Origin of the sequence: Alcanivorax sp. NBRC 101098 (genome assembly GCF_001010505.1) — a bacterium.
In the GTDB taxonomy this organism is placed as follows: Bacteria; Pseudomonadota; Gammaproteobacteria; order Pseudomonadales; family Alcanivoracaceae; genus Alcanivorax; species Alcanivorax borkumensis.
Window position 1 is genome coordinate 1,368,205 of record NZ_AP014613.1, and the last position, 25,824, is coordinate 1,394,028.

Sequence of the window (25,824 nt, forward strand, 5' to 3'; positions counted from 1 at the left end):
CGTAGCCGTAAGCCGACACAGTGGCTCTAAATTTTTTCATAGGCAGCCTAACTCCGAGGACAATGATGCACATTATTGCTGATGCCAATATGCCGGGGCTGGAGCCCTTTGAGGCGTTTGCTACCGTTGAGCGAGTAGATGGTCGTTCCCTGACTCGGGAGCAACTGGGTGACGCTGATGTTCTATTGGTGCGTTCAGTCACCCGTGTTGATAGGGCCTTGCTAGCCGGCTCGCAGGTGAAATTTGTGGGGTCTGCGACCATTGGCACAGACCATGTAGACCTGGCGTATCTTAGTGAGGCGGGAATTCAATTCGCTCACGCGCCGGGGTGCAATGCTCGTGCAGTGGCAGAATACGTCCTGCAGGCGGTGTTGTTGCTGTGTGCTAGGCAGGGACGAGAAGTGCAAGGTGCCCGTGTGGCGGTGGTCGGCCTAGGTAATGTGGGACGGCGGGTGGCGGATTGGCTCAGCGCCCTCGGCATGGAGGTGCGCGGCTGTGACCCTCTGTTGGATGCTCAGGGCTACGCGGGCCCGGTGGCACTGGCACCGTTGGATGATTTGCTGGATGCGGACATTATCACCTTGCATGTGCCGCTAACCCAGAGTGGAGAGCATGCCACCGGGCATTTGCTGGATGCTTCTAGGCTGTCCCGCCTTGGGCCTGGGCAGATGCTGATCAATACCTGTCGGGGGCCAGTTATCGATAATCTGGCGCTGTCACAGCAGTTGGCCAGTGGCACTGGGCCGATGACGGTGCTGGATGTGTGGGAAACGGAACCGCAGGTACCAGCCACCCTGTATCAGCAGGTAGTGATGGGGTCACCACATATTGCGGGGTACAGTCTTGAAGGCAAGCTCAAAGGCACGAGCATGCTCTACGACGCCGTGTGCCAATGGTCCGGGCAGGGGATTGCATCAGGAACTGCGATGGCAGATGCTCCGCCGCTGAATCCTGCAGTGAACAGTGAGGCTGATTTATTGGCGTTACTACAGGTGGCTTATCGGCTTGAAGACGATCATCGGCGATTGGGCGAAAGCCTGCATGATACAGACCCTAGCGCTGCCTTTGATCGCTTACGCAAGCACTATCCGGTTCGCCATGAACTGCACTATTGGCAATATGACGGAAGTGTGGACGATACTTGGAGGGCTATTATTAGCCGTCTTTTTGAGCCCGATTGAATTGCGCAGTGGGGTATTGCCAATGATTTTCCAAGTGTTCACAGGCGCGCTGGATCATTTCTTCAGTGATGGGAATTTCCCGGCCTTGCTCATCAATGATGGCGGCGCCATGGAATGGTGATGGTGAGGTTGTGTTGTTTAGATTCATGACGTATTTCTTCCCTGTGCCTTTGATTTAAATTTACTTTGGCTGTCGATGACAGCAACGCCATTTTTGTATCTGGATATGACCCTTCTATGAAAGTCGATCAAGGTCTTTGTTTCGCAGTGCTGGTTAATCCTTATGCGGGCCTGGGGGGCAGCGTGGCCCTGAAAGGCAGTGACGGGGAGCAAACCCGTGATGAGGCTCTGCGCCGTGGCGCTGAGCCCCAGGCGCCGCAACGAATGAGCCGAGCGCTGAAAGTCTTACCCGCCGATGCGAAGGTATCTGTTCTGACCTGGGGCGGTGAAATGGGCGAGACCAGTTGTCGGCTGGCTGGGCTGCCCTGCACAGTGATCGGCGAGTCTTCCATGCCCAGTACCCCAGAGGATACTCGTACCGCTGCTGCCGCCTTGAAAGCGGCAGGTGCCGAATTGATTTTGTTTGCCGGTGGCGATGGCACGGCCCGGGATTTGGTCGATGCTATTGGCTTGAGTTCTCCTGTGCTGGGGGTTCCGGCGGGCTGCAAAATGCACTCCGCCGTGTATGCGGTAAACCCTGAAGCGGCGGGTCAGTTGCTGGCGGAATTGGCCGGTGGAGGCCTTGTTGCCTTGGAGAATGCGGAGGTGCGAGATATCGATGAGGCCGCTTTTCGTGAGGGGGTGGTCAAGGCGCGACATTATGGTGAGCTACAGGTGCCTGCAGAAGCGCGCTATCTGCAACAGGTCAAATGCGGTGGCCGGGAAGTGGAAGATCTGGTGATCACCGAGGTAGCCGCCTGGGTAGCTGACACCCTAGAAGAGGATACCTGGTATTTGATGGGCTCCGGCTCCACTGTGGCCGTGGTTATGGAGCAACTGGGGTTGGACAATACCTTGTTGGGGGTGGACTTGGTCCGCAATGGTGAAGTGGTCGCCTCCGACTTGGGCGCTCAACAATTGCTGGAGTTCATTGGCGATGCGCCGGCCAAAGCGGTGATCACGGTGATTGGTGGGCAGGGTCATTTGTTTGGTCGTGGCAATCAGCAATTCAGCCCCGCGCTGATCCGTCGCCTGGGTAAGGAGAACATCCAGGTACTGGCCACGCGTAGCAAACTGGAAACCTTGGAAGGGCGGCCCTTGCTGGCGGATACCGGTGATGCCGATCTGGATAAACAGTTGTGTGGGCTATGGCCGGTGACGACCGGGTATGAGGATACGATTTTGTATCGAGTAGGGACCGATGCGTCCTTAATTGATAATGGCTAGTGGACAGTTGATAGCTCGCGCTTGAGCGTTCATTAAGCCTGAAATGAAAGAGGCCACGCTCATGGGCAGCAGCGCGGCCTCTTTGCTTTGTGTTCATCGCCACGTGTGTTCGGGCTATGAACACAATCAACTGTCAATTTTCACCCTCATCCGTGCCGTTTCTCCTGTAGCGCGGCGATACGATCATCCAGCGGTGGGTGCGAAGAAAATAGCGCTTTCAGGCCTTGTTTGACGCCGGAGTTAATACCAAAGGCCACCAGCGAATCTGGCATTTGGTTGGGAACCTTGGCTTCCGCTTTTAGCCGTTGTAGAGCCGAAATCATATCGCGGCGGTCGGCCAGTTGGGCGCCCGCCACGTCCGCCCGGTATTCGCGAAAACGGGAGAACTTCATCACGATAGTGCTGGCAGCAATACCAAAGATGATTTCCGTTACGATAACCACAATGTAGTAACCGAAGCCTAGGCCGCCGCCGCCGTCGCGGCGCATGAAGCTGTCGATGACATAGCCCACCACGCGGGCAGCAAAAATTACAAAGGTGTTCACTACGCCCTGAATCAGGCTAAGGGTAACCATGTCGCCATTGGCCACGTGACCAATTTCGTGGGCCAGCACGGCACGTACTTCTTCGGGGCGGAAACGGGTCAATAGCCCCTGAGAAACGGCCACCAACGCATCATTCTTGTTCCAGCCGGTGGCAAACGCATTGGACTGCTGGGCGGGGAAAACACCCACTTCCGGCATCTTGATGCCGGCCTTATCAGACAGCTCTTTTACCGTATCGAGTAACCAGCGTTCAGCCTGATTGCTGGGCTCATTGATGGTCTGCACCTTAGCGGACCATTTTGCCATGGGTTTGGAGATCAGCAGTGAGATCAACGAACCGGCAAAGCCGAATACGGCGCTGAAAATCAGTAGGCTGGTCAGATTTAGACCACTGCCGTTCTGGGCTAAATAGCTGTCTACACCAAGCAGACTGAGGGTGATACTGGCAACCACAATCACCGCCAGGTTGGTAAGCAGATAAAGCGCTATGCGCATCATCGTAGGGTTTCTCCGTCAGATAGATAATAATTTATTGGGGGCAAGGCGCGTGGGTTCAAGGCTTTGAAGCCTCTGGATAATGCCTTGTCTAGGCATGTAAGGCGTTATTCAAAGACTCCCCTGAGCTATAATTAGCCCTTGTCAGCTGGAGAGAAGCATCCTGTGTTTCTGCCAGCATGCTTTGTCTCTCTTACTGCTTGTATTGATCCCTATGCTCTCGACCCAGCTATCAGACCTGCTTGCTCCGTATCTGGTTCCATTGTCTCAACCAAAACATCGCCTTTTTCATGGTCGCGGTAAAACGGTGCCATCCCTGGAATGGCTGACGATAGATTGCTTTCCTCCTCTGCTGGTGGCCACTCTGTTTCGCGCACAGGAAGCGGAGATGTTGGCGGCGCTGGAGGTTTATTTAAGCGAAACCATGGCGTCACTGGGCTGCGATGTGCTGGTTTTTCAACATCGTTATGACGGCAAGGCCGATAATGTTGTCGTGAAGGGTGAAATGCCCTCTCACTCTGTGGCCACAGAGCAAGGGCTGGTTTTCAAACTGGATTTTCAGCGCGGCCAGAACTTGGGATTCTTTGCCGATATGGCTCAAGGCCGGCGCTGGATACGCGAACGGGCTGACGGCAAGAAGGTGCTCAATCTGTTCAGTTTTACGTGTAGTTTTTCTGTGGCTGCACTAGCAGGTGGAGCCCATTCCGTGGTGAATATTGATTTATCTGATGCGGCGCTGACCCTAGGTAAACAAAACCATGCGTTGAATGGTTTCCAGGACGCCCGAGTTCACTATTTACCGCACAATATATTTCGGAGTTGGAAAAAACTGAATCAGTTGGGCCGCTATGAATTGATTGTGATTGATCCCCCCAGCGCCCAGCGTGGCAGCTTTATGGCGCAAGAGGATTACCCAAGAGTGCTGCGCAAGCTGCATAAATTGTTGGCGGTAGAAGCAGAGTTACTGGTCTGCCTCAATGCCCCTTGGCTGGATTATGATTGGCTGGAACAGTGCGTGGAAAAAAATCTTCCCGGTGCAGAAAAAGTCTCTAGATTGCCGGGGGCGATCGGTTTTGATGAAGTCGGTGAGCCGGCGTTAAAGACTGTGCATTATCGTTATCGTCGCCCTCAGGCTTTGGATGAAGGTAATACTCCGTAGTCACTCAAGTTTGCTGGTTGGCAACAGCGGGCAACCCCTTTATGCACTCTGGCCGGTACTTTTGTCGCCGCGCAGTTAACGCTCGCCCTGGTTACAGCTTGGCCCCGATGGGAGCGAACTCCTCCTTGCCCACCGGTTGCGGGTTACGCGAAAGCAAATAGCGAACGAGTGCGGTGGTACGCGATGAATCTTGTGCGCGAATAGCGTGAATGATTTGTTCGGCGAGGGTGGCTTTTTCCAGCCGCACGGTGGCGGGTAATTGCGGGTCTGTTTCCTCAAAGCGCAAATCGCTGAGGGCGGTGAGTAATACAAAGGCGCGGTTAGTTAATACTGCTTGTTCAAGCCCCTCCTGAAAAATCGTGGCCTGGTAGCGCAGATAGCCTTCGTCGGCCAGCCACAGCATGGCGCCCAAGCAGCTCATATGACGAGTGCTGTGCAAACCCACATCATCCACTTCGGTTGGGCCGACAATATCTTCCACATATAAGGCTACTGGGCGAGGGAAGCTCATGTAGCACTGCATGAGAATGCGTGCCACATCGTGGGTGAAGTCGTCGATATGCAGGTGGGACATGGGCCGCTCTTTGATAGGGTAGGGCGCCGCTAGCGGCGCTCCTACAAACACATTTTCGGGATTAATCCCTGTTATTTTTTTCGTGCCCGATCCAGGTAGCGCGCAATGCGGCCGATGGAATCTTCCAGGTCATCCGGGCGGGGCAGGAATACTACGCGGAAGTGATCCGGATCCGGCCAGTTAAAGGCGGTGCCCTGGACGATCAGCACTTTCTCTTCGCGCAATAGGTCCAGTGCGAAGGCTTCGTCATCTTCAAAGGGAAAGACCTTAGGGTCCAGCTTCGGAAAGAGGTAGAGGGCAGATTTTGGTTTAACGCAGCTTACCCCTGGAATCGAGTCGAGCATTTCCCAGGCTAGGTCACGCTGGCGCCCCAGACGCCCGGTGGGCAGAACTAAATCATCAATGCTCTGGTAGCCGCCCAGGGCCGTCTGGATGGCATGTTGGCTGGGCACATTGGCGCACAGCCGCATGCTGGCGAGCATGTCTAGGCCTTCGATATAGCTTTCCGCCCGGTGTTTGGCCCCGGAAATAACCATCCAACCCGCGCGGAAACCGGCGGCGCGGTAGTTTTTGGATAGGCCGTTAAAAGTGATGAATAGCAAATCATCAGCCATGGAGGCGATGGAGGTGTGTTCTTCGCCGTCGTAGAGAATCTTGTCGTAGATTTCATCGGCGAATACGATCAAGTTGTTCTCGCGGGCTATCTGCAATAGTTCGCGCAACATGGCAGGTTCGTAATTGGCCCCGGTGGGGTTGTTCGGGTTGATAATGACCAGCGCTTTGGTGTTCTTATTGACCTTAGCGCGAATGTCTTCCAAAGAGGGCTGCCAATCTTGCTGTTCATCGCACAGATAATGCACTGGGGTGCCACCGGATAATCGCACCGAAGCGGTCCACAGCGGGTAATCTGGGGCGGGCAATAGTACTTCATCGCCACTGTTGAGTAGGGCCTGCATGGCCATGACGATCAGCTCGGACACCCCGTTGCCAATAATCACGTCATCCACGGTGACGCCTTCAATGCCCTTGGTTTGGGTGTACTGCATTACCGCTTTGCGAGCAGGGAATAGGCCTTTGGAATGGCAATACCCAGTTGATTCCGGGAGATTGGCGATCACGTCCTGAAGCAGTTCTTCCGGCGCTTCAAAGCCAAAAGGCGCCGGGTTACCGATGTTCAGTTTGATGACCCGGTGGCCTTCATCTTCCAGCCGGTGCGCTTCACGCAGCACGGGGCCGCGGATGTCGTAACATACGCCGTTGAGTTTGTCGGATTTGCTGACGTGATATTGATCGATTGTCATGAAGTTCCCGCAGGTCGACTCGAAGAGGACAGGGGAGTGATTCTACAATGCGTCCTTTTCACTGTATATCTGGCGCTTAGATGCAATGGCGCAAACTGGAGTAGGGCATGACCCCATTCAAGGATTTATTGGCGCTGGCGGTGAACCGTAAAGGTTCACTAAAGGCTGTGCAGGCTCAGCTGCCCACGGTGGCCGATTCAGATACTTTGCGCCATCGTGATGATGCATTTTATATGTCTGCGTTGACTCGCCGCATTTTCCGAGCCGGGCTGAAGCATTCCCTGGTGGACAATAAATGGCCTGCCTTTGAGAAGGCTTTTTTCGGCTTTGACCCACAAAAGCTAGTGTTAATGCCGGACACCATGCTTGATGACCGTATGCAGGACACTAGCCTGATTCGCCACTGGGGCAAGATGAAAGCGATCCGCCATAACGCTCAGTTGGTCCTCGACTTGGCAGAAGAGTACGGCAGTGTGGGGAACTGGCTGGCGGACTGGCCGGTGGACGATATCGTGGGTATGTGGTGGTTGCTGAAAAAACGGGGCAAGCAACTGGGAGGTAATTCTGGGGCGGCTTTCTTGCGTATGGTAGGCCGCGATACGTGGTATCCCACCGCCGATGTAGTGGCTGCTCTAAAGGCACAAAATATCATCGACAAGCCGCCAGCAAGCCAGCGAGACCAAAAGGCTGCCCAGGCCGCCTTCAACACGTGGCAAAGGGAAAGCGGTTGGCCGCAGTCCCATATCAGCAAGGTGCTGGCCTTTACTGTGGGCTGAGCGGCGACGGAACCTCTGTTCCTTATTAAGGGTCCCGATTCCCTTGATGCAGGCGTGAACATAAATGATAATGACTCGTCTTTAATGTTATGAATTGGGTTCACTCCTATGCCGCGTACCTTCTTGCCCCGCCACTTTTTTGCGGGCCTGCTCGCGTTTTTCTTTTTCTCCCAGTCTGCTTTTGCCGCCAGCCAGACCGCTCTTGTGCAGTTGGTCGAGTATGTGGGGGCGGACTATATCAATGCTGTGGTGGATGGTGAGATTGTCAGCCCGGAAGAATATGCCGAGATGGCAGAATTTTCTGCGTTACTCGCTGAAGGCGTGGCAGAGTTACCCGTTGCGCAGGGTCAACAGACGTTGCAACGCCAGGCTAACAGCCTGCAGCAGGCGGTGATCGATAAAGCCGCGGAAAGTGAGATCAAAGGCCTAGCGCAATCTATTCGTGCCACCTTGGTGAGTGTCTACGGTATTCCTGTATCGCCCAAGCAGGCCCCGGATCAAACGCATGCCGTTGCGTTGTATCAAAGTCACTGTGCCGCGTGCCATGGTGCGCAAGGTAAGGGCGATGGCCCTGCCGGAGTAGCACTGGAGCCCGCCCCCACGGATTTTACCGAGGTAGAGCGCTATAACGGCCGTTCACTGCTGGGTTTGCACACCACCATCACGCAAGGGGTGGATGGGACCGGGATGGCTGCCTACGCGGATACCTTGAGCGAGGAAGACCGGTGGGCGTTGGCGTTCTATGTGGGCGCCAAGGCCGTTACCGATGATGTGGCCGAAGATGGCGAACAGATCTTCACCACCGTGCCCGGTATGAAAACCGCCCTCGACCTAGACACTCTGGTGGCTCAGGCCCCGGAGGATGTGCTCAAGGAACAAGGGCCTAAGGCTTATGCGGCTTTGGGCTACCTTCGACGTACCCCCGACGCGCTATTCAATAAAAATCGGTTTATCGCACTGAGTCATGACAAGCTGGACGTTGCGGATGCTGCCTATCAGGCGGGTGATAAAAAGACGGCCAAGGCGGCGGCACTTTCTGCTTACCTGGACGGTTTTGAAATGATCGAGCAGCAGCTGTCTGCCGTGGACAGCGAGCTGATGCGCAGTGCAGAGTCCCGTTTCATGGCCGTGCGCGAAGCCATTGACCGTGATCGTACTGCCAGCGAAGTGAGTGAAAAGGTGGCTGCAGCCCAGCAAGGCTTGGCTGAGGCCAGTGATGCCTTGGCTGGCGATGGCCTCAGCCCAGCGGCAACGCTGTCGGCCAGTTTTTTCATCTTGTTCCGTGAAGGCCTCGAGGCCCTGTTGGTGGTGGCGGCGTTGCTAACCTTCACCCGCAAGGCCAACGCCGTGAAAGCCACTCGCCATATTCATTATGGCTGGATTACTGCGCTGCTGGCGGGCGGGCTGACTTGGTACGTGGCTAATACGTTGATTATCTTCAGCGGGGCATCGCGGGAAATGACTGAAGGCTTTGCCGGGGTAATTGCGGCGGGCATTTTGTTCTATGTGGGCTTCTGGATGCACAGCAATAGCAATAGCCAGAAGTGGATGGGTTACATCAAAAACAAGGTAGACAATGCCCTTGGTAGCGGCACCATATGGGTGTTGGCGTTTGTCTCATTTATTTCCGTTTATCGCGAGATTTTCGAAACCATTCTGTTCTATGAAGCGCTGTTAAGTCAGGTGACCGCCGCCACCCAGCCCTATGTGTTCTACGGTATTGCCGCAGCGATTGTGGCTCTGGCGGTGGTGTGCTTCCTGTTCTTTCGCATCGGTATGCGCTTGCCGCTCAGCCTGTTCTTCCGTGTGACCAGTATAGTCTTGCTGATGTTGTCGGTGATTCTACTGGGCAGTGGGATTGCTGCCTTGCAGGAAGCTGGAGTGATCAGCGCCTTTTACCTGGGCGTGCCGACCATTGAATGGCTGGGGCTCTATCCCACGATGCAAGGGGTGGCTGCGCAAGGACTGGTAATTATCCTCAGTGTGATCTTCTGGCTACGTGGGCGTAACGCTCAGTAGCCTGGCTGTTTATGATGACAGCACACATAGCAAAAGCAGCTAAGATTCTCTGTTGTCCCACAATTTAGGGACAAATGAAAAAGCCTGAACCGAACGGCTTACAATGATTCTGCGGAAAAACATGGTGAGCAGGGAGGTTCAGGCTTTTTCACATCATAAGGCGGCCTTCCTGCAATGGTTGCTCAAGCCTGAATGACATATTTTTTGCGTTAAGAGCCCACTGTACCCGATGGGTGTGCACCACTGGTTCCCAGCAGCTGTAGGCTTTATCTAGCACTATCGCTGTTTCGCGGGGAGCGCGCGATCAACCTTTTGTTTGTACGTCTTTGTCAGCTCAAGCATGCTGTGATGCGACCACATGTGGTGTGGTTCGGAATGAAGGATGCGTATGAACGAGTCCCATTGGTTGAAAATAGCTCTGACATTGGATGGGCAGGGCGGGGCGAGCCCCCTTGATGCTCAGGTGTCACTGAACGAAACGGTGCCATATTGGGTTCATCTGGATTATTCACAGCCTGAAAGCCAACACTGGCTGGAGCAGCAAGACATTGCGCCGATGGTGATTTCGGCACTTACGACCATGGAAACTCGGCCTCGCGTTACAGAGGTGGCGGGGGGCTTGTTGGTTTACCTGCGTGGCGTCAATCTTCATCCTGGAGCGAGACCTGAGGACATGATTGCGTTGCGCTTGTGGGTTGGCCCCAAGGGGCTGGTAAGCACCCAGAAGCGAGCGCTGTTGTCGCTAATAACGGTGCAGGAGGAGCTTGAGCGTGGAGAGGGGCCTGCCGACATTCCCGGCTTAGTGGCGCGGTTGGTTGATCAGTTGATTTGGCGAATGGAAGATGTCATTGAAAACTTAGAATCCGAGGTGGAAGACTGCGCGTTATCCATCGAGGAGTCACCCACCATTAGTTTGACGCCGCGTCTTAGCCAGATTCGCCGTCGATCCATTACGTTGCGCCGCTTCTTCGCGCCGCAGCGTGAAGCGTTGATGAAATTGCAGAACGAATCCATGTTCGCAGGGGGAGATGCTTTGCTGCTTCGCGAAGCCGGTGACCGGCTACAGCGTCTACTGGAAGATCTGGATGCAGCCCGTGAGCATGCGACTTTGTTGCAGGAAGAAGTGTTCTCTGTGCAGAACGAAGCAATCAACGACCGGATGTACCTGTTGGCGATGATTACGGCTTTGTTTCTTCCTTTGGGCTTTCTTACCGGTTTATTTGGTATCAATGTGGGCGGGCTGCCCGGTGTCGATGATCCCGCAGGCTTTTGGTGGTTTATGGCGGGAATTGGCGTGGTGAGTTTGGGGGTGTTGGTATGGATGCTAAAACGCCGCTGGCTTTAAAGCGACAGCGGCGTCTTGTCAGCGCGATAAAGCCGTTTGACTAGCCTCGACGGTATAGGGGCCGAGGCTCATTTACGTCACCTTGATAGGTCACACTGAAATCATTCAGACTCTCAAGCGCTTCTTCGATGCTGCGATCTTCGCGCACTTCAAACGCATTGAAACCACAGCGGGTCATGTAGAAGAGCTGGTCACGCAATACGTCGCCGGTGGCGCGTACTTCACCCTTAAAGTGGTAACGGGTGCGCAGCTCACGGGCATAAGAATAACCGCGCCCGTCCTTGAAGGCCGGGAAATGGATGGCAACCAAGGGCAGGGAGCTCAGGTCGTTTCCTAGGTCTTTTGGTTCTTCACCTGGCGCCAGCCACACGGCCACATCGCCACGGCCTAGCAGAGCCTCTCGGTGGGCCTGCCAGTAGGCGAGCGGGACAATGATCTTGCCGCCGGGTAGCTCAGCATCCAGAGCCTCACCCTCAAGGCGTTGCCATTGATTGTCCACGATGGCGCCATCAATGATGACCTTATCCATAGATGCGCTCCTTGAACGGGTCCATGCCAATACGCTCGTAGGTGTCGATAAACGGTTCGTTCTCGAGGCGTTTCTCTACATAGAGATTAATGATTTTTTCCACGACGTCGGTGATTTCTTCGGACTCAAAAGAGGGCCCCATTTTCTCTCCGATACGGGACAGCTTGTCGCCACGGCCACCGAGAGTGACCTGATAGAACTCTTTGCCTTTCTTGTCCACGCCAAGAATGCCGATGTGGCCAATGTGATGATGGCCACAGGCGTTCATACAGCCTGAAATATTCAGGTCCAGCGGGCCCAAATCGTGGAGGTAATCCACATCATCAAAGCGGCGTTGAATGGATTCGGCAATGGGGATCGACTTGGCGTTGGCCAGGGCGCAGAGATCGCCACCGGGGCAGGCCACGATATCTGTCAGCAGACCCAAGTTCGGAGTGGCAAAGCCGAGTTCGTCCAGTGCTTTCCAAAGATCATAGAGATCATGTGCCGCAACATCAGACAGCACCATGTTCTGCTGATGGCTGTTGCGCAGTTCGCCAAAGCTGTACTGGTCAGCCAAGTCTGCCACCGCTTCCAGCTGATCATCACTGATATCGCCAGGTACACGACCTGTACGTTTCAGTGTGAGGGTAACCGCACGGTAGCCGTGCTGTTTGTGAGCACGGGTATTGGTGTGGTACCAGCGGCTGAAAGCCTTGTCTTCGGCCAGCTTGCTCTGCAGAGCAGCGGTGTCTGGGTTCTGGTAGTCGGGGGCAGTGAAACAGCCCTTAATGCGAGCCACTTCTTCGCTGGTCAGGGTCATCTCGCCGCCTTTCAGCTCGGCAAACTCCTGCTCGACCAATTCGCGGTATTTTTCAGCTCCTAGTGCTTTCACCAGAATCTTGATACGCGCCTTATATTTGTTGTCCCGGTTACCGTACTTGTTGTACACCCGAAGAATGGATTCAAGGTAAGCAAGCAGATCCTGCCAGGGCACAAATTCACCGATGACGGCACCGGTCATTGGGGTGCGGCCCAGGCCGCCACCTGCCCATACTTGAAAACCGGTTTCTCCATTGGCGTTGTGTACAATTTGCACACCGATATCGTGGACACCAATGAGTGCGGGGTCCGCGTCAGGAACGGCGTTAACCGCAATCTTGAATTTACGCGGCAGGTAAGCGAATTCCGGATTGAAGGTGGACCATTGGCGGATGATTTCGCACCAAGGGCGTGGATCTTCAATTTCTTTTGGATTCACGCCAGCAAATTCATCGGTGGTGATATTACGGATGCAGTTACCGCTGGTTTGGATCGCGTGCATCTGTACGTCGGCTAGTTCTGCCAGAATATCCGGCACTTCTTCTACGCAAGGCCAGTTCAGTTGAATGTTCTGGCGGGTGCTGACATGGCAGAAGCCTTTGTCATAGGTCCGCACGATATGAGCAAGACGACGCAGTTGGCGACTTGCCAGCAGGCCGTAAGGAACGGAGATACGCAGCATTGGTGCATAACGCTGGATATAAAGGCCGTTTTGCAAGCGAAGGGCCAAAAACTCATCTTCGCTGAGCTCATTGGCGAGAAAACGGCGGGTCTGGTCGCGATACTGCGCCACCCGCTCTTCCAGCAACCGTTGGTCGTATTCCTGATAGACGTACATGGGACTGTATCACCGTCCTTAAATGCTTAAAATTCAATAGGTAAGCTCTGCTCCCAGAGGGCGCAGTGCGGCACTCTAGCAAAGCGCCCTTATAGTGAAAAGAAATATCTTGGCATATCGCTATTACTTAGCGCTATTTGGCGGCGGCATCGATTACCAAGTTCACGGCGACAACCATTCCGATCACTAGCGCTACCACTAGCACTACGTAGACACCAATAAAGTTGCCTGCGTCGCCTTTGGTGAAATCACGCTCTCGATTCTTACTGCTCTGCACACCAAGCAGACCGGCGAGAATACTGTGAATGGTCTGCCATAGTGTCGGTTTGCCACTGCTCGGGTCATGATCTTGGGTTTGATTCTGTGTGGGTGGTCGATCTGACATGGGTGATCCTGTGTTTTGGCTGAAAGGCTAAACGTTGGATGTTCACGGGCGGTGACTATATGACAGGGCGCCCAAGGGGGCATATTGTACCCCTGACTGCTTCACAGCGACAGGGTTGAGCGGTAGGCCTTGAATTATACGTGGGTTGATGCCATTGCAACTGCTCAGTACCTGACTAAAATAGTCAGGAAAGAAAGCTTGCGTACGTCGCTGCTTTACCTTTTACGCTTTTTGTTGCGTATGGGTTCATTCATCTCAACCAGGAATTATGATGGCAGAGCAGTTGATCGACATTACCGAAACCGCCCAGGATTACTTGCGTGACTTGCTAAGCAAGCAGGATCAGGCAGAGATTGGTGTGCGTATCTTTGTCGAGCGTCCAGGTACGCCGCACGCAGAGTGCTGTATGGCGTATTGCCCGGAGGGCGAGCAGGAAGAAAGCGATGTTCGCTACGATTATGAAGGGTTTCATGCTTGGATTGAGGGAAAAAGCGTTCGCTATCTCGAAGATGCGGTAATCGACTACAAGAAAGATAGCATGGGCGGACAGCTCACTTTCCGAGCGCCTAAGTCTCGGGTGCCGGATATCAGTGAAGACGCGACTATCGAAGAGAAGATTAATTACGTGCTTTACGCTGAGATCAACCCTAACTTGGCAGCCCACGGTGGTAGTGTGCAGTTGTTGGAACTGACCGATGATAATGTGGCTGTTTTGGAATTTGGCGGAGGCTGCCAGGGCTGCTCTGTGGTAGATGTGACCCTGCGTGACGGGGTGGAGAAAACCCTCCAGGAGCGGATTCCGGAACTCGCCGGCGTTCGCGACAAGACCGACCATACCGTGACGGATAACGCATATTACAGTTAACAGGTAAGCTTCTAGCTACAAAAAAACCGCGCCCGAAAGGGTGCGGTTTTTTTGTTTCAAGCCGTGGCTCAGCGTGAGGCTCGGCATTTCTAGCAAGAGGAGTTTACTTAGTGCCGTGGCTTGCTGTTCTTTACCCGCATTGCGGGTTTCGGCCAGCCGCTTTCGCCTGATTATACAGTGGCATAACTTCAGGGATACGTGCTTCCAGGCCATTGATACGGGTGCTGTTCGAGGGGTGAGTTGACATGAATTCCGGTGGCTCTTCGCCGTTAGCGGCACTCATGTTTTGCCACAGGGACACGCTCTCGCGTGGATCAAACCCTGCCTGTGCCATGAGCTGTAGCCCGATAATATCGGCTTCGGCTTCATGTTTGCGGCTGAAGGGGAGGGTTAGTCCGTATTGAGCACCGACGCCTAGGGCCGCGAGTACGCCTTGTTTGGCGGCGCTGTCTGCTCCGGCCAGAGCCCCCAGCACTTGCATGCCGCCTTGGGTAGCGTATTGCAGCGACATTCTTTCATTGGAGTGCTGCGCTTGGACGTGGCCAATTTCATGGCCAATCACCGTGGCAAGCTGACTTTGGTTGTTGGCTACTTTCAATAGCCCCGTGTTGACCCCGATTTTTCCACCGGGTAGAGCAAAGGCGTTGGCGGAGTCATCTTGGAAGAGATTGATTTCCCACTGCTGAGAATCATCCAAGGTGCTGGTAATTGCGGTGGCGACACAACGTACATAAGCCGTTTGTTGTTCGCTGCTACTTAACGGGTTTTCCTCCTTCATCTGTGCGTAGGCGGTCACGCCCATTTCATCTACCTGATTCGCAGGCAATAACAGGAACTGTTGCCGGCCAAGCGGAGAGGTGGCACAGGCGGCAAGGCTTGCGGCCAGTACGCCAAAAGTGAAAAAGTTACGCAACGTCATGGTCTATTTTACTCCCATTCCCGAAGAAAGCGTCGGGACACAAACATTAGCCAGGCAGCCCAGCCGGCACTGGAAATAAACATGATAAAGCCAAACACCGAGATTCCCCAAGGGGCAGGTGGGACTCGACCACTAAGCATGATAGCACCGGCTAACAATCCCCCTGTTATAAGCAAGGTTTGTACCTGTCGATATTGACCTCGTTCAATCCGGGTGATCAGCCGTTCGAGATGCCTTGGATCAATGCCGGTTTCCCCTGGGGACGTTTGGCCTGATACGGGGGGTGGGGCGTATACCTTATCCACCACGTCCAATGCTCGCAGGCTAAGGTTCTTGGCCAGCCGTAGCGGGGAATAACGGGTGCGAATCATACGCTTAAGAAGCGGCTCGGCTTCGCTAATCAGGTCGAAGTTCGGATTTAATAACCGGCCGAAACCTTCCAAGGTGATAATCGCTTTGATGAGCAAAGCGATATCGCTGGGTAGAACCAGATTATGATTACGCACCAAGGCGGTAATGTCGTTAAGCAGGGCGGAGATATCCAGCTGAGAGAGGGAGACGCCGTGATATTGGTTGATCACGTCTTCTACATCGGAAACCAGCTGATCAAATTTGATGGGTTGGCCCTCTGCCCAACCCGCCAGCACTCCGGCGCATTGCTCCGCTTCACGCATGACCATTGCCCGCGTGATCTGTAGGATTTGCTCACGGCGACTGTCGCTGAGTTTGCCCACCATGCCAAAATCGAGCATGGCAATACGGTTCCCAGGCATAATGATAAAGTTGCCAGGGTGCGGATCAGCATGAAAAAAGCCGTCTTCCAGCGCCATTTTCCATGCGGCCAAGGCGCCTCGACGCGCGATTAATACCCGGTCTAATCCCGCTGACTCAAGCCGTTCCACGGATTTAGCAGGAATCCCCTCAATTTGTTGCTGAACCTGAACCGTCGACGATGACATTTCCCAATATACTTTGGGAATGCGGAGCCATTTAAACTCCTTCAGATTTTTACGAATACGCTCTGCATTGCGTCCTTCAATGGTGAAGTCCAATTCGCGAATTAATGAACGTTTGAATTCGCGCACCAGTTCCACAGGGCGATAGCGACGTAGTTCTATGGAGTTATCGGCGGCCAGTTTGGCCAGTTGATCTAGGAGGCGAAGATCCGAGTCGATCTTGTCACCGATGCCGGGCTTCTGGATCTTCAAAATTACTTTTTGGCCTCGCCGGGTCAGGGCGCTGTGTACCTGGCCGATAGACGCGACCCCGATCGGGTCTGGATTGATGTGTGAGAATAGGGTGTCGATGGGTTTTCCCAGCGCGGCTTCTATGTGAGGTGTCAGCGTGCTGAAGGGGATGGGTTGTGCCTGATCCTGCAATTTTTCGAACTCGGTGATCCAGTCCATGGGAAACATATCCACACGGGTTGCCAGAACTTGGCCGAGTTTAACGAAGGTGGGGCCCATTTCCTCCATGGCATGGCGTAACCGTTGGGCGGTGCCCATGCGAAGCATGTCCGGCTTCATGCTGCTGCGAACCAGTTTCCCCGCATGCTCCACCGGGGTGGAAAGGCCAAGCCGGCGAATCACATCGGCGAAACCGTATTTGAGCAGAATCGCGGCCAGTTCATTCATGCGCAGAATATTTTTGCCAGTGTGCACAATGTTCACAACATATGTCCCTGTAGGCTGGTGCTGTACCGTTCGTTTTGGCCTTGTTGTCGCAAGGCTGCAACAGGTTACTGATAGTACGGTGGCCTTTCTGCAGGCCCCAAGGTGTTCCACCCTCGCTAACAGCATTCATGATTTTCTGGCAAGATGCCATGGCAGTCACAGCAAGGTAAAGCGTAAACATGTCTGAACATTATCTACGTGATGATCTGGTTGAAGTCCGTGAAAGTCCGGTACACGGGCGGGGCCTTTTTGCGAGCCAGAATATTCCCCGCAATACTGAATTGGGGCAATGCAAAGTGAAACGGGCTAAGGGTAGCGGGCCCTACGTTTTGTGGCTGGATGACGATGGTGAAGAACGCTATCGGGTTCTGTGCGACTTACGATTCATCAACCACAGTAAACGCGCCAATGTGGTTTATTACGATGATTTCAGTGTGGTAGCCCTGAAAACCATTAAAGCTGGAGAGGAACTGTTTCACGATTATGGCGAAGAGTGGTGTTAGCTGACTTTATCCTGTTAGAAAGGGCAGGGGGACGTGAACTCTTGCCACAATCCAGTAAGTGGGTGGTTGAAGGCCAGCCATTCTGCATGGAGCAATAAGCGAGGGCTCAGTGCTTCGATTTCCGCAGGAGCGTACATGTCGCAACCGATGATCGGGTGCCCCAGTTCACGGCAATGAATTCGTAATTGGTGGCTACGCCCGGTGACTGGGCTCAGCGCTAGCCGAGTGCGATTTCCAGGGATGTCTCGTTCCAGAACGCGATAATGGGTCAATGCGTTTTTGCCTGTCTCGTGACAGACCTTCTGCAAGGGGCGCTTGGGCCAGTCTGCGATCAAGGGAAGGTCGATGCTGCCGGCGTTCTTCTCAACCAGCCCATGCACAATCGCTTGATAGCGTTTTTTTACTGTTCGAAGCTGAAATAGCCGGCTCAACTTACTTTGTGCAAAGGCGGTGAGCCCGAACACCATGATCCCAGAGGTATCCAAGTCTAGACGATGAACCAGCCGGATATCCGGGTAACGCTGCTGCAGACGGCGAATGGCACAGTCTTTATTTTCTGGTGCACGCCCTGGCACGCTTAACAGGTAGGCGGGTTTGTTGATGAGCAGGAGGTGCTCATCGCGGTATATCGTCCCCACCCGCTCATGGCAGAAGGGGACGATATAGTAGGGTGAGCTCTCAGGCCCAGAGGATGCGGAAGACATCGCTGTATTGTTCGGCAAAATGTACGCTGAGACCGTGTTTGAGGTAATCAGGGAGTTCGTCGAAATCGCGACGACAGGCCTCTGGAAGAATGATCTCCTTGATGCCTACCCGCCGAGCGGCGATTACTTTTTCGCGAATCCCTCCCACCGCTAGCACCTGGCCGGTGAGAGTAAGCTCGCCGGTCATGGCAACTTTACGGGGGACCCGTTTTTTCATTAGCAGTGAGAGTAGTGCCGTAGCCATGGTGATGCCAGCACTGGGGCCGTCCTTCGGGGTGGCTCCTTCAGGCACATGCAGGTGCACAAAGGCATCATCCAGCTGTTCCTTGCTTAGGGAGAACAGCTCAAGATTACTCGCCACATAGCTGTAAGCAATTTCGGCAGACTCTTTCATTACATCACCCAGCTGCCCGGTGAGTTTGAAGCCCCGTTGCTTACTGTGCACCACGTTGGCTTCAATGGAGAGGGTTGCGCCCCCCATGGATGTCCAGGCCAAGCCGGTGACGACACCCACGCCCCGTTGGGTCTTCTCGGTCTGGAAATACGGTTGGCCAAGGAAGTCCGTCAGGTTTTTACCGGAAATACTGATTTTCTTCTCTCCGGCCAGCAGTTTTACTGCCGCTTTACGGATCATCTTGTTGAGCTGTTTTTCTAGATTCCTTACCCCTGCTTCGCGGGCATAGCCTTCGACCACCTGGCGCAGGGCACTGTCACTGATTCGTAGCTGAGCGGGTTTTACTCCAGCGCGTTCCAGTGACCGAGGCCATAAGTGTTGCCGGGCGATGGCCACTTTCTCTTCGGTGATGTAACCGGAGAGACGAATGACCTCCATGCGATCGAGCAGAGGGCCGGGGATGCTGTCCAGTGTGTTGGCGGTACAGATGAAAAGGGCATGGCTCAGGTCCAGTCGCTCGTCCAAGTAATGGTCGAGAAAATCCTGATTTTGTTCCGGGTCCAGCACTTCCAACAGCGCTGAGGCCGGATCGCCTTGAAAGGACTGGCCCAGTTTGTCGACTTCGTCGAGCATAATCACCGGATTGCTAGTGCCGGTTTCTTTCAAAGCCTGGACCAGCTTGCCGGGCATGGCGCCGATATAGGTGCGCCGGTGCCCCTTGATCTCGGCTTCGTCACGCATACCGCCCAAGCTAAATCGGTAGAAACGGCGACCCAGTGCATCGGCAATGGATTTACCGATACTGGTTTTGCCCACCCCGGGTGGGCCTACCAAAAGAATGATTGAGCCTTTGACTTCCCCCCGTAGGGCTCCCACGGCAAGGAATTCAATGATGCGATCTTTGACATCATTCAAACCAGTGTGATGCTCTGAAAGCACAGCCTGTGCGTGTGCTAGGTCTAGATTATCATCAGTGTACTGTCCCCAGGGCACGCTGGTTAGCCAGTCAAGATAATTGCGGGTAACGCCGTATTCTGGCGAGCCGGTTTCCAACACGGAAAGCTTATGCAATTCGTCATCAAAACGCTTTTTTACTGGCTCAGGCGGTGACAAGGCGTCCATGCGTTCGCGAAAAGTATCGGCTTCCGCGGTTTTGTCATCTTTGCTCAGGCCCAATTCCCGCTGAATAATTTTCAGCTGTTCGCGCAGGAAGAACTCACGCTGATGCTGACTTACCTTTTCGTTCACCTCGTCAGAAATTTCGCTTTGCAGCCGGGCAACCTCCAGTTCCTTTTTAACTAGAGTGAGCACTTTTTCCATGCGCGGCTTCAGTGGCACAGTTTCTAGAATGGTCTGTAACTCTACGCCGTTGGCACTGGTTAGTGCGGCAGCGAAATCTGTAAGTGGTGATGGTTCGCTGGGGGAGAAATTCTGCAAATAGTGCCGCAGACCTTCATTGTATAGAGGGTTCAGTGGCAGTAGTTCTTTAATGGTGTTGATGATTGCCATGCCATAGGCACGGATGGTTTCATCGGCATCCGCCCGTGGTTCCGGGTAGCTGACTTCCGCCATGAAGGGGCGTTTACGATTCAGCCAGGTATTGACCCGAAAACGGGCCGTGCCCTGAGCCACTAGCTGGAACTGATCATGCTCTTCATTGAGGGCATGAACTTTGACTAGGCAGCCATACTCAGGAAAATCATCAACGCTAACCGAGTCGGGGTTTTTTTCGCCAACGTACACCAAGCCCAACGATTGGTGGGGGGTTTGGCTTACACGCTCTAAAGTTTGTTGCCAGCGTTTTTTATCAAGCATTACAGGCTGCACCAACCCAGGCATGAAAGGGCGATGCTTGACCGGAATCAAATAGATTCGCTGGGGTGGCGTGTGGTCCGGCACGGAAAGGCTGCCGGACAGCGGTTGCGCAGTGTCGTTATCGTGATGGGCAGTATCGTTGTCAGTCATAATCCTGTCACTTCCATGGTCCGTGAGATGAACATGGTGGCGAGGCTGGAAAATTCAATTGTCGATGATTAATAGATCTGCGCAAAGGGGTTTTGGTGTTTGGGTGCGGCGCTCAACCACGCGGCTGTTGAGTTTCCCCGCTTCGCACTTCTCTGCCAGCGCATAGAACGGGGAACGACCAGGGTCGGCAATGACAATTTGCTTAACACCGGCCCGCAAGCTGCGGCGAATAAGGTTATACAGTACAGGGGTGAGTTCATCCCAAAAGCAGATATCGGCACCAACGACGATATCCACATTTGCAAGCCTTGCCTTGGTCAATTTTTCAAACCGCGTCTGGAGAGGCGTTACCTGAACTTTATTGATGGTGGCGTGTAGGTCCAGATAGGGGTACACATCCGGGTCCGCATCCACGGCGGTTACCTGGCAGCCGAAACGCTTGGCACTGAAAATGGATAACGGGCCCCAGCCGCAGCCGATATCCATCAAATGCTGATCAGCAGTCACCTTGCTTTTGGTAAGGTGATCCATGATCAGGTAGCTGGAATTCCAGATTTTATTGCCATGAATGGATGGCGTGTGGTTTGCCCGTTTCAGGCGCCGGATTTCCTTGTGGCCGGAACGCAGCAAGGTAATGCCACGGGTGCGAATGGTGTGGGGGTCTCCAGCACGTATAACGGTTCCTGACATGGTTCGCTCATCAGCGGCAAAGTTTGGAAACAGTACGGTTAAGCCTGCTGTGATTCAAGTATCAAATCACAGGCGCCTTGCAAGCATGGCGACACCCGTGGCCAAAACCAATGATACGAACGCTATCTTTGTATTTTGTTGGCTTGCCGGGCACTGCCACCTTCAAGAGAGCCACTCTTGTGAATGGCCCATCCATACCGGAATCAAAGAGCCCTCCACACTGCAGTGTTCGTGGACATTACGGGAAACGTTGATGCCCACAGTTGAGCGCCTTATCCACGCTCTTTGGCCTTGGTTATTATCGAAAGAGAGGGCGTTTTACCTCTCTCTTTACGTTTGCAGCAAGCGCTTAGGGGCGAACTTCGCGCCAGAACGCCCGGAATGCGTCAGCGCTTTTGCCAGGGGCTTCGGCCATGGGTACGTGACCAATGCCATCGAGAACAATGGCTCGAGACTGAGGTAGCTCTTCAAGAAAGGCTCCCACATTATCTACGCCGAGCAATCGATCTTCGCGGCCCCACAGTACCAGCGTCGGAATCTGGATGGAGGGCAGTACGTTTTTGTCTTCGAGCATCATGCCCGGGTCCTCCAAGAGGTCACGCCAGACTTTCTCCGCGACCGCTGCATTAGCGGCCTTCTTCTTGCCCATGATATCCACGACAAAACTTGGCAGGTAGGGTGGCTCTTCCATCGCCCATTGGAGTGTGGCTTGAAACTGTTCTGCGGTATGAGGAATTAATGGGTTGCTATTACTATCTGCCAGAATTGTCTTGAACCCTTCGGTTTGGCGGGTCAGCCCGGCTGAATCGATCAGCCCTATGGAAAGAACCCGCTGCGGTGCTTGCTGTGCCAATGCAAGAGAGATAGCGCCGCCCATGGAGTTGCCTGCTACGTGGAAGTGTTGAATCTGTAACGCGTCCATCAGTGTCAGCAGTCGGGTTGCCTGAGCGCTCATGGTGTAAGTCAGGTCCAGGTTGCGCGTGGTTTCGCCGTGGCCAGGCAGGTCCGGCACAATGAAAAAGAAGTCGCCTTCAAGTTCATTGGCAAAGCGTACCCAGTTACTGGAATCGGCACTGAATCCATGAATCAGTAATACCGCTTCCTTTTCAGCGATAGGCTCAGCACTCGTCTCGCTGGTTAGGATGTGCCAAGTGATGCCGTCTGCGGTGGTCAAGATCTGGTCCTTTAGGCCCGCGCGGTTTTTCTCCATGGCCAGACCCTTTTCGTAAGCCCAGTTCGTTATGTCTTCGCAGCCGCTGAGGAAAAAGGAACAAACAATAAAAAGAAAAAGGTGTTTCAGTTGCATGCAGGACTCTCCGTTGTATGGCCTGACATCCGGGGGGCTGGCGGCCTTATGATGTAAAGGGCAGGGTAAATAAAGCTTATTACCTCGACCCAAGCTGAGCCAAGCATAGGGGAAATAATCGTCAAGAAGCCTTCTTAACGGGCCATTTTATAAAGTCATTAGCGGAATTATGGCAACGGTTAACGGGATTTAAGATTCCAGATTCCGGCAGCCACAATCAACAAGGTCCCGAGGATTGTTGTTAGCACTAAGGTTTCCCCCCAGAACATCCAACCAAGTAATGCGGCCCAGATGACGGAGGAATAATTGTAAACCCCGACTTGGCCGGGACGGGCAATTTGGTAGGCTGTGGTCATGGCGTATTGCCCGCCGGTGGCCACAAGCCCGATGGCCAGTAGCCAAAGGTAGTCGGAGCCAGCGGGTATCGTGTTGGCCCAGAATAGGGGGAAGGCGGAAAACAGGGTGGCAAAGAGGGCAAAATAGAACACCACTCTTTGTGCCGGCTCGGATATGGCCATGCGGCGTATGCTCACCTTGGCAATGCTCATGATGGCGGCACCGGCCAGTGCCACCCACATCACTGGGTCAATTTCTCCTTGTCCTGCACGCATGATCACAGCAACCCCGACAAATCCGGCGATAATGGCCAGCCAGGTGTGCAATCCAATACGTTCACTAAGCCATAACCAGGCGATTACCGGGAGAAAAAATGGCACGGTCATTTTCACCAGCACCGCCTCGGTCAGCGCAATGTGTCCTATGGCATAGAAAAAACAGAACATGGCGCTAACGCCGGTGAAGGCGCGAATCAGATGCAGATGCACAAAGCGGGTACGTAATTGGCCAAAGCCCCCACGGGTGCTGATTATCATCAGCAGAAACATCAGCCCGAACAGATTTCGGGCAAACACAATGACCTCGGTGTCGAGATGGTCCGACAGGTGTTTGACCATGGCTGCCATCACGGCTAACAGGCCTTCCCCCAGTACCAGTAACAAGGCACCTTTTAGTGGTTGGTCATTCATTGGCACGGTATCCGGTGGTGGCAGAGCTGTGGGTTATGCGGGGGTTGGGTTGCGTCTCTGTGCCGAGGTAATGTTCGTCGTCGCGGCGCGAATAGTCATCAGCGTGCGGCTGGGCCAGTATGCGATGGACGGGCTCCTGCGCTTCGCAGTTATCGGGCGGCATTCTATCGTTGTCCCTGTCTGGACGCTATGCCAGTAGCGTGAAGGGCAAAAGGGCAAAAGGGTAAAAGGAGTAAAATGATATATGCGTTGTTTTATCGGGATTCCGGTTGTCCGACCGCTTGCAGATCAATGCAGGATGTTGTCCCAGGGCATGGGGCTTGCTACCCCCGCGGCAAATCTACACCTTACCCTCGCGTTTTTGGGTGAACAGAGCGCATCGGATCTGAATGGCTTAAAAGGATCGGTGTCAGCACTGGCCGATAAGCATGCGTCGTTTGCACAGCTCTTCGATCGCTGTGAGCCGTTTCCCCGTGATCAAGGGCCGTTTATTGCGTTAACAGGGAAGGCCAGTTCGCCGCTTCAGCAGCTCCACGCTGGCCTGGAGGAGTGTCTTGAATTTCACGGCTTGCCGTTGGAGAGCAGGTCGTTTCGGCCACATATTACTCTGGCTAGGCCTGGGGCTGCGGTGACGTCTTTTCAGACTATGGGTGAGTGGGTGTTGCCGGTTAACGCGCTGTGGCTATATCGTAGTGAGTGGGCTGAGCCGTTGCCGACGTATGAGTGTCTGGCACGATTTGCCTTGAAAACTGCGCTGTAGTTATTCGCTGGGCGGCCAAGGGCGAGCAATGTCTGTTTCAGCCACACGCCTTGTTATTTTATCTTGGCTGCAGATGAGGCGCTTGGCTCCAGCAACTTGAAATAGCGGTTATTGCCCGCATGGCTGATACCGTAGGCATGTAGTGCAACAAGGAGAGATTATCCATGCAGTTACTCAGCAACAGCCTCACCGATCAGGCGCCGATTCTGGAAAAATTTGCCTTTGCGACGATAAACCCGGACACCCATGTATCCTTAGCCAGTAATATTAACCCGCATTTAGCTTGGAAAGGTGCTCCTGAAGGGACGCGTTCCTTTGCCATTGTGTGCGTGGACCCGGATGCGCCTAGTGCAGCAGATGATGTGAACAGGGATGACAGAGAGGTTCCGGCTGACTTGCCACGGGTGGATTTTTATCACTGGACTCTGTTCAACATTCCTGCTGAACAGAGTGAAATTCGTGAGGGTAGCCACTGTAATAAAGTGACTCCGAAAGGTAAACCTGGGCCCGCTGCGCCAGATGGTCAGCGCCATGGGCTAAATGATTACACGGGTTGGTTTGCAGGTGATGCTGATATGGAAGGGCAATACTTTGGTTACGACGGCCCGTGCCCACCCTGGAATGACAGCATCGTCCACCGTTATGTTTTTACCGTTTATGCACTGGATGTGCCGGCGTTGCCTGAAGAGAAAGACCTGAGTGGTGCAGCGCTGGCTGAGCAGATTAAGTCTCACTCCTTGGATCAAGCGAGCCTTACGGTAAGTTACACACTGAACCCACGCTTAGCGCAGGGATAAACATTTTTGCAGGATTTCAGAGTCTAGTCCTGAAATAGGTTGTCACCTATTTCGGCTCAACACGCCCGCTGTACTGCATCGGGCGTGCTGTATTTCAGAGCCAGATGCGGCGGGTCATGGTTATAGAGGGCCACCGATTCATCGACCATCGTACGGGCTTGATCCCAGTCCCCAGGCTGCGCCAGTAAAATTCAGTCTTGAATATCCCCTTTATTCGCTCTGCCAGGGCATTCTGATAGCAATCGTAGCCGTCAGTCATCGAGCACTGAATATCATGCTTACGATGGATTTTTGGGTAACGGTCACAGCAGTACTGGATGCCTCGATCTGAGCGGTGGATTAACGGTTCCTTATCTGGCCGTTGCCGAAACCTGTTCCGGCCCAGACTTGAGGAGATTGGGGTGGCGAGGCAAGTGGTGACGACGGTGTGTGGTCTTATGATAAGCCCGCCGACGTGCCATTAGAGGACGCCGGGTGCGTAACAGTAGGAACAAACGGTCACGGCCCAGATGCAGTGCTTTATCCCGTTGCGGGTGCAGAAGATAGTGAAGCTTGCGGGTACCAATACGGGGCTGGAAGCGCCGGAGAAATAGTACGAAACTCAGCTCCTTCTACTCCTGAGCCTCCCGGATCTGCTGCGGTCGATCAGCCTGATACCAAGCTTGACGGTTGATTCCCAGAAAGCGGCCTGTCCCGCTAATCGTCAATTCGGCAACGTGTTCTTGGATGAGGGCTTGCCGGGCTGCTTTTTACGGGCACCCCGTAATTTTTCTCCATCACATCAACAAAGGCTTCGAAGAATTGGGCTTTCTGCTCAGTGAGCCGCAGCTTTTCTTCAAGCTCCTTGATACGTTGTTCTGGGGTCAGCGGTTTAGGCACGGCAAGATCC

At 53.9% G+C, this 25,824-nt stretch carries 26 protein-coding genes; 10 read left to right on the forward strand and 16 right to left on the reverse strand.

Going from position 1 to position 25,824, the window contains the following annotated elements:
• Positions 1–65 precede the first annotated feature (65 nt).
• Positions 66–1,181: a 4-phosphoerythronate dehydrogenase gene (locus tag AS19_RS06220; RefSeq protein ID WP_041704927.1), complete on the forward strand. Its 1,116-nt coding sequence runs from the start codon at positions 66–68 to the stop codon at positions 1,179–1,181.
• Here the strand turns inward: AS19_RS06220 and AS19_RS14150 are convergent.
• Positions 1,156–1,329: a PA1571 family protein gene (locus tag AS19_RS14150; protein ID WP_011588461.1), complete on the reverse strand. Its 174-nt coding sequence runs from the start codon at positions 1,327–1,329 to the stop codon at positions 1,156–1,158. The two genes, AS19_RS06220 and AS19_RS14150, sit on opposite strands and share 26 nt — an antisense overlap.
• A gap of 89 nt (positions 1,330–1,418) precedes the next feature.
• Here AS19_RS14150 and AS19_RS06225 point away from each other — a divergent pair, with 89 nt between their 5' ends.
• Positions 1,419–2,567, forward strand: coding sequence for an ATP-NAD kinase family protein (locus AS19_RS06225; RefSeq protein WP_041704928.1), 1,149 nt, complete (start codon positions 1,419–1,421; stop codon positions 2,565–2,567).
• A gap of 146 nt (positions 2,568–2,713) precedes the next feature.
• Here AS19_RS06225 and htpX read toward each other — a convergent pair whose 3' ends face one another.
• Complete coding sequence (gene htpX, locus AS19_RS06230; RefSeq protein WP_011588463.1) at positions 2,714–3,610, reverse strand: protease HtpX; 897 nt, start codon at positions 3,608–3,610, stop codon at positions 2,714–2,716.
• 211 nt (positions 3,611–3,821) lie between these two features.
• Between htpX and AS19_RS06235 the strand changes: the two genes are divergently transcribed.
• The gene (locus AS19_RS06235) at positions 3,822–4,766 is read left to right on the forward strand and encodes a class I SAM-dependent methyltransferase (RefSeq protein WP_041704929.1); all 945 of its coding nucleotides are present in this window, start codon (positions 3,822–3,824) and stop codon (positions 4,764–4,766) included.
• Positions 4,767–4,857: 91 nt separating this feature from the next.
• On the opposite strand, the gene AS19_RS06240 is transcribed toward AS19_RS06235, so the two are convergent.
• Together AS19_RS06240 and AS19_RS06245 are read right to left on the reverse strand one after the other, a co-directional pair.
• Entirely contained in the window at positions 4,858–5,340 is a 483-nt protein-coding gene (locus AS19_RS06240; protein WP_035458311.1) for a hypothetical protein, read from the reverse strand.
• A gap of 71 nt (positions 5,341–5,411) precedes the next feature.
• On the reverse strand, positions 5,412–6,641 hold the full coding sequence (locus AS19_RS06245; RefSeq protein ID WP_011588466.1) for a pyridoxal phosphate-dependent aminotransferase: 1,230 nt from the start codon (positions 6,639–6,641) through the stop codon (positions 5,412–5,414).
• 107 nt (positions 6,642–6,748) lie between these two features.
• On the opposite strand from AS19_RS06245, the gene AS19_RS06250 reads away from it, so the two are divergent.
• The 3 genes from AS19_RS06250 (at position 6,749) to AS19_RS06260 (ending at position 10,781) form a co-directional block, all read left to right on the forward strand.
• A complete protein-coding gene (locus tag AS19_RS06250; RefSeq protein WP_011588467.1) occupies positions 6,749–7,417 on the forward strand; it encodes a DNA-3-methyladenine glycosylase I in 669 nt (222 codons plus the stop codon).
• 108 nt (positions 7,418–7,525) lie between these two features.
• The gene (locus tag AS19_RS06255) at positions 7,526–9,436 is read left to right on the forward strand and encodes an FTR1 family protein (RefSeq protein ID WP_011588468.1); all 1,911 of its coding nucleotides are present in this window, start codon (positions 7,526–7,528) and stop codon (positions 9,434–9,436) included.
• Between the two features lie 388 nt (positions 9,437–9,824).
• Positions 9,825–10,781, forward strand: coding sequence for a zinc transporter ZntB (locus AS19_RS06260; protein ID WP_035458305.1), 957 nt, complete (start codon positions 9,825–9,827; stop codon positions 10,779–10,781).
• A gap of 40 nt (positions 10,782–10,821) precedes the next feature.
• Here the strand turns inward: AS19_RS06260 and AS19_RS06265 are convergent, their stop codons facing one another.
• The 3 genes from AS19_RS06265 to AS19_RS06275 all read right to left on the reverse strand — a co-directional run bounded on the left by AS19_RS06265 (position 10,822) and on the right by AS19_RS06275 (position 13,334).
• Entirely contained in the window at positions 10,822–11,310 is a 489-nt protein-coding gene (locus AS19_RS06265) for a DUF934 domain-containing protein (protein ID WP_041704930.1), read from the reverse strand.
• Complete coding sequence (locus tag AS19_RS06270) at positions 11,303–12,949, reverse strand: nitrite/sulfite reductase (RefSeq protein ID WP_011588471.1); 1,647 nt, start codon at positions 12,947–12,949, stop codon at positions 11,303–11,305. Before AS19_RS06270 ends, AS19_RS06265 begins: the two co-directional genes overlap by 8 nt.
• Positions 12,950–13,082: 133 nt before the next feature.
• Positions 13,083–13,334, reverse strand: coding sequence for a DUF2970 domain-containing protein (locus AS19_RS06275; protein ID WP_011588472.1), 252 nt, complete (start codon positions 13,332–13,334; stop codon positions 13,083–13,085).
• Positions 13,335–13,602: 268 nt separating this feature from the next.
• Here AS19_RS06275 and nfuA point away from each other — a divergent pair, with 268 nt between their 5' ends.
• A complete protein-coding gene (gene nfuA / locus AS19_RS06280; protein ID WP_011588473.1) occupies positions 13,603–14,199 on the forward strand; it encodes a Fe-S biogenesis protein NfuA in 597 nt (198 codons plus the stop codon).
• A gap of 130 nt (positions 14,200–14,329) precedes the next feature.
• Here nfuA and AS19_RS06285 read toward each other — a convergent pair whose 3' ends face one another.
• Both AS19_RS06285 and AS19_RS06290 read right to left on the reverse strand, forming a co-directional pair.
• The gene (locus AS19_RS06285) at positions 14,330–15,118 is read right to left on the reverse strand and encodes a M48 family metallopeptidase (protein WP_011588474.1); all 789 of its coding nucleotides are present in this window, start codon (positions 15,116–15,118) and stop codon (positions 14,330–14,332) included.
• An 8-nt stretch (positions 15,119–15,126) separates the two neighbouring features.
• Positions 15,127–16,788 (reverse strand): AarF/UbiB family protein, encoded by a 1,662-nt coding sequence (locus AS19_RS06290; RefSeq protein WP_041704931.1) that lies wholly within the window; start codon positions 16,786–16,788, stop codon positions 15,127–15,129.
• Between the two features lie 182 nt (positions 16,789–16,970).
• On the opposite strand from AS19_RS06290, the gene AS19_RS06295 reads away from it, so the two are divergent.
• On the forward strand, positions 16,971–17,294 hold the full coding sequence (locus AS19_RS06295) for an SET domain-containing protein (RefSeq protein ID WP_011588476.1): 324 nt from the start codon (positions 16,971–16,973) through the stop codon (positions 17,292–17,294).
• Between the two features lie 14 nt (positions 17,295–17,308).
• Here AS19_RS06295 and AS19_RS06300 read toward each other — a convergent pair whose 3' ends face one another.
• The 5 genes from AS19_RS06300 to AS19_RS06320 all read right to left on the reverse strand — a co-directional run bounded on the left by AS19_RS06300 (position 17,309) and on the right by AS19_RS06320 (position 23,378).
• Positions 17,309–17,923: a pseudouridine synthase gene (locus AS19_RS06300; RefSeq protein WP_101234989.1), complete on the reverse strand. Its 615-nt coding sequence runs from the start codon at positions 17,921–17,923 to the stop codon at positions 17,309–17,311.
• Positions 17,924–17,972: 49 nt separating this feature from the next.
• The gene (gene lon / locus AS19_RS06305; RefSeq protein ID WP_035458297.1) at positions 17,973–20,357 is read right to left on the reverse strand and encodes an endopeptidase La; all 2,385 of its coding nucleotides are present in this window, start codon (positions 20,355–20,357) and stop codon (positions 17,973–17,975) included.
• A gap of 54 nt (positions 20,358–20,411) precedes the next feature.
• Positions 20,412–21,047 carry a methyltransferase gene (locus AS19_RS06310; RefSeq protein ID WP_011588479.1) on the reverse strand — a complete coding sequence of 212 codons (636 nt, stop codon included), beginning with the start codon at positions 21,045–21,047 and terminating at the stop codon, positions 20,412–20,414.
• Between the two features lie 349 nt (positions 21,048–21,396).
• Positions 21,397–22,353, reverse strand: coding sequence for an alpha/beta fold hydrolase (locus AS19_RS06315; RefSeq protein ID WP_011588480.1), 957 nt, complete (start codon positions 22,351–22,353; stop codon positions 21,397–21,399).
• 179 nt (positions 22,354–22,532) lie between these two features.
• Complete coding sequence (locus AS19_RS06320) at positions 22,533–23,378, reverse strand: DMT family transporter (RefSeq protein ID WP_011588481.1); 846 nt, start codon at positions 23,376–23,378, stop codon at positions 22,533–22,535.
• A gap of 244 nt (positions 23,379–23,622) precedes the next feature.
• Here AS19_RS06320 and thpR point away from each other — a divergent pair, with 244 nt between their 5' ends.
• Complete coding sequence (gene thpR / locus AS19_RS06325; protein ID WP_011588482.1) at positions 23,623–24,138, forward strand: RNA 2',3'-cyclic phosphodiesterase; 516 nt, start codon at positions 23,623–23,625, stop codon at positions 24,136–24,138.
• 164 nt (positions 24,139–24,302) lie between these two features.
• A complete protein-coding gene (locus AS19_RS06330; protein WP_011588483.1) occupies positions 24,303–24,935 on the forward strand; it encodes a YbhB/YbcL family Raf kinase inhibitor-like protein in 633 nt (210 codons plus the stop codon).
• A 94-nt stretch (positions 24,936–25,029) separates the two neighbouring features.
• Here AS19_RS06330 and AS19_RS14315 read toward each other — a convergent pair whose 3' ends face one another.
• The gene (locus tag AS19_RS14315; protein ID WP_369796372.1) at positions 25,030–25,377 is read right to left on the reverse strand and encodes an integrase core domain-containing protein; all 348 of its coding nucleotides are present in this window, start codon (positions 25,375–25,377) and stop codon (positions 25,030–25,032) included.
• A 254-nt stretch (positions 25,378–25,631) separates the two neighbouring features.
• Complete coding sequence (locus AS19_RS14320; protein ID WP_208742144.1) at positions 25,632–25,814, reverse strand: hypothetical protein; 183 nt, start codon at positions 25,812–25,814, stop codon at positions 25,632–25,634.
• Positions 25,815–25,824 lie beyond the last annotated feature (10 nt).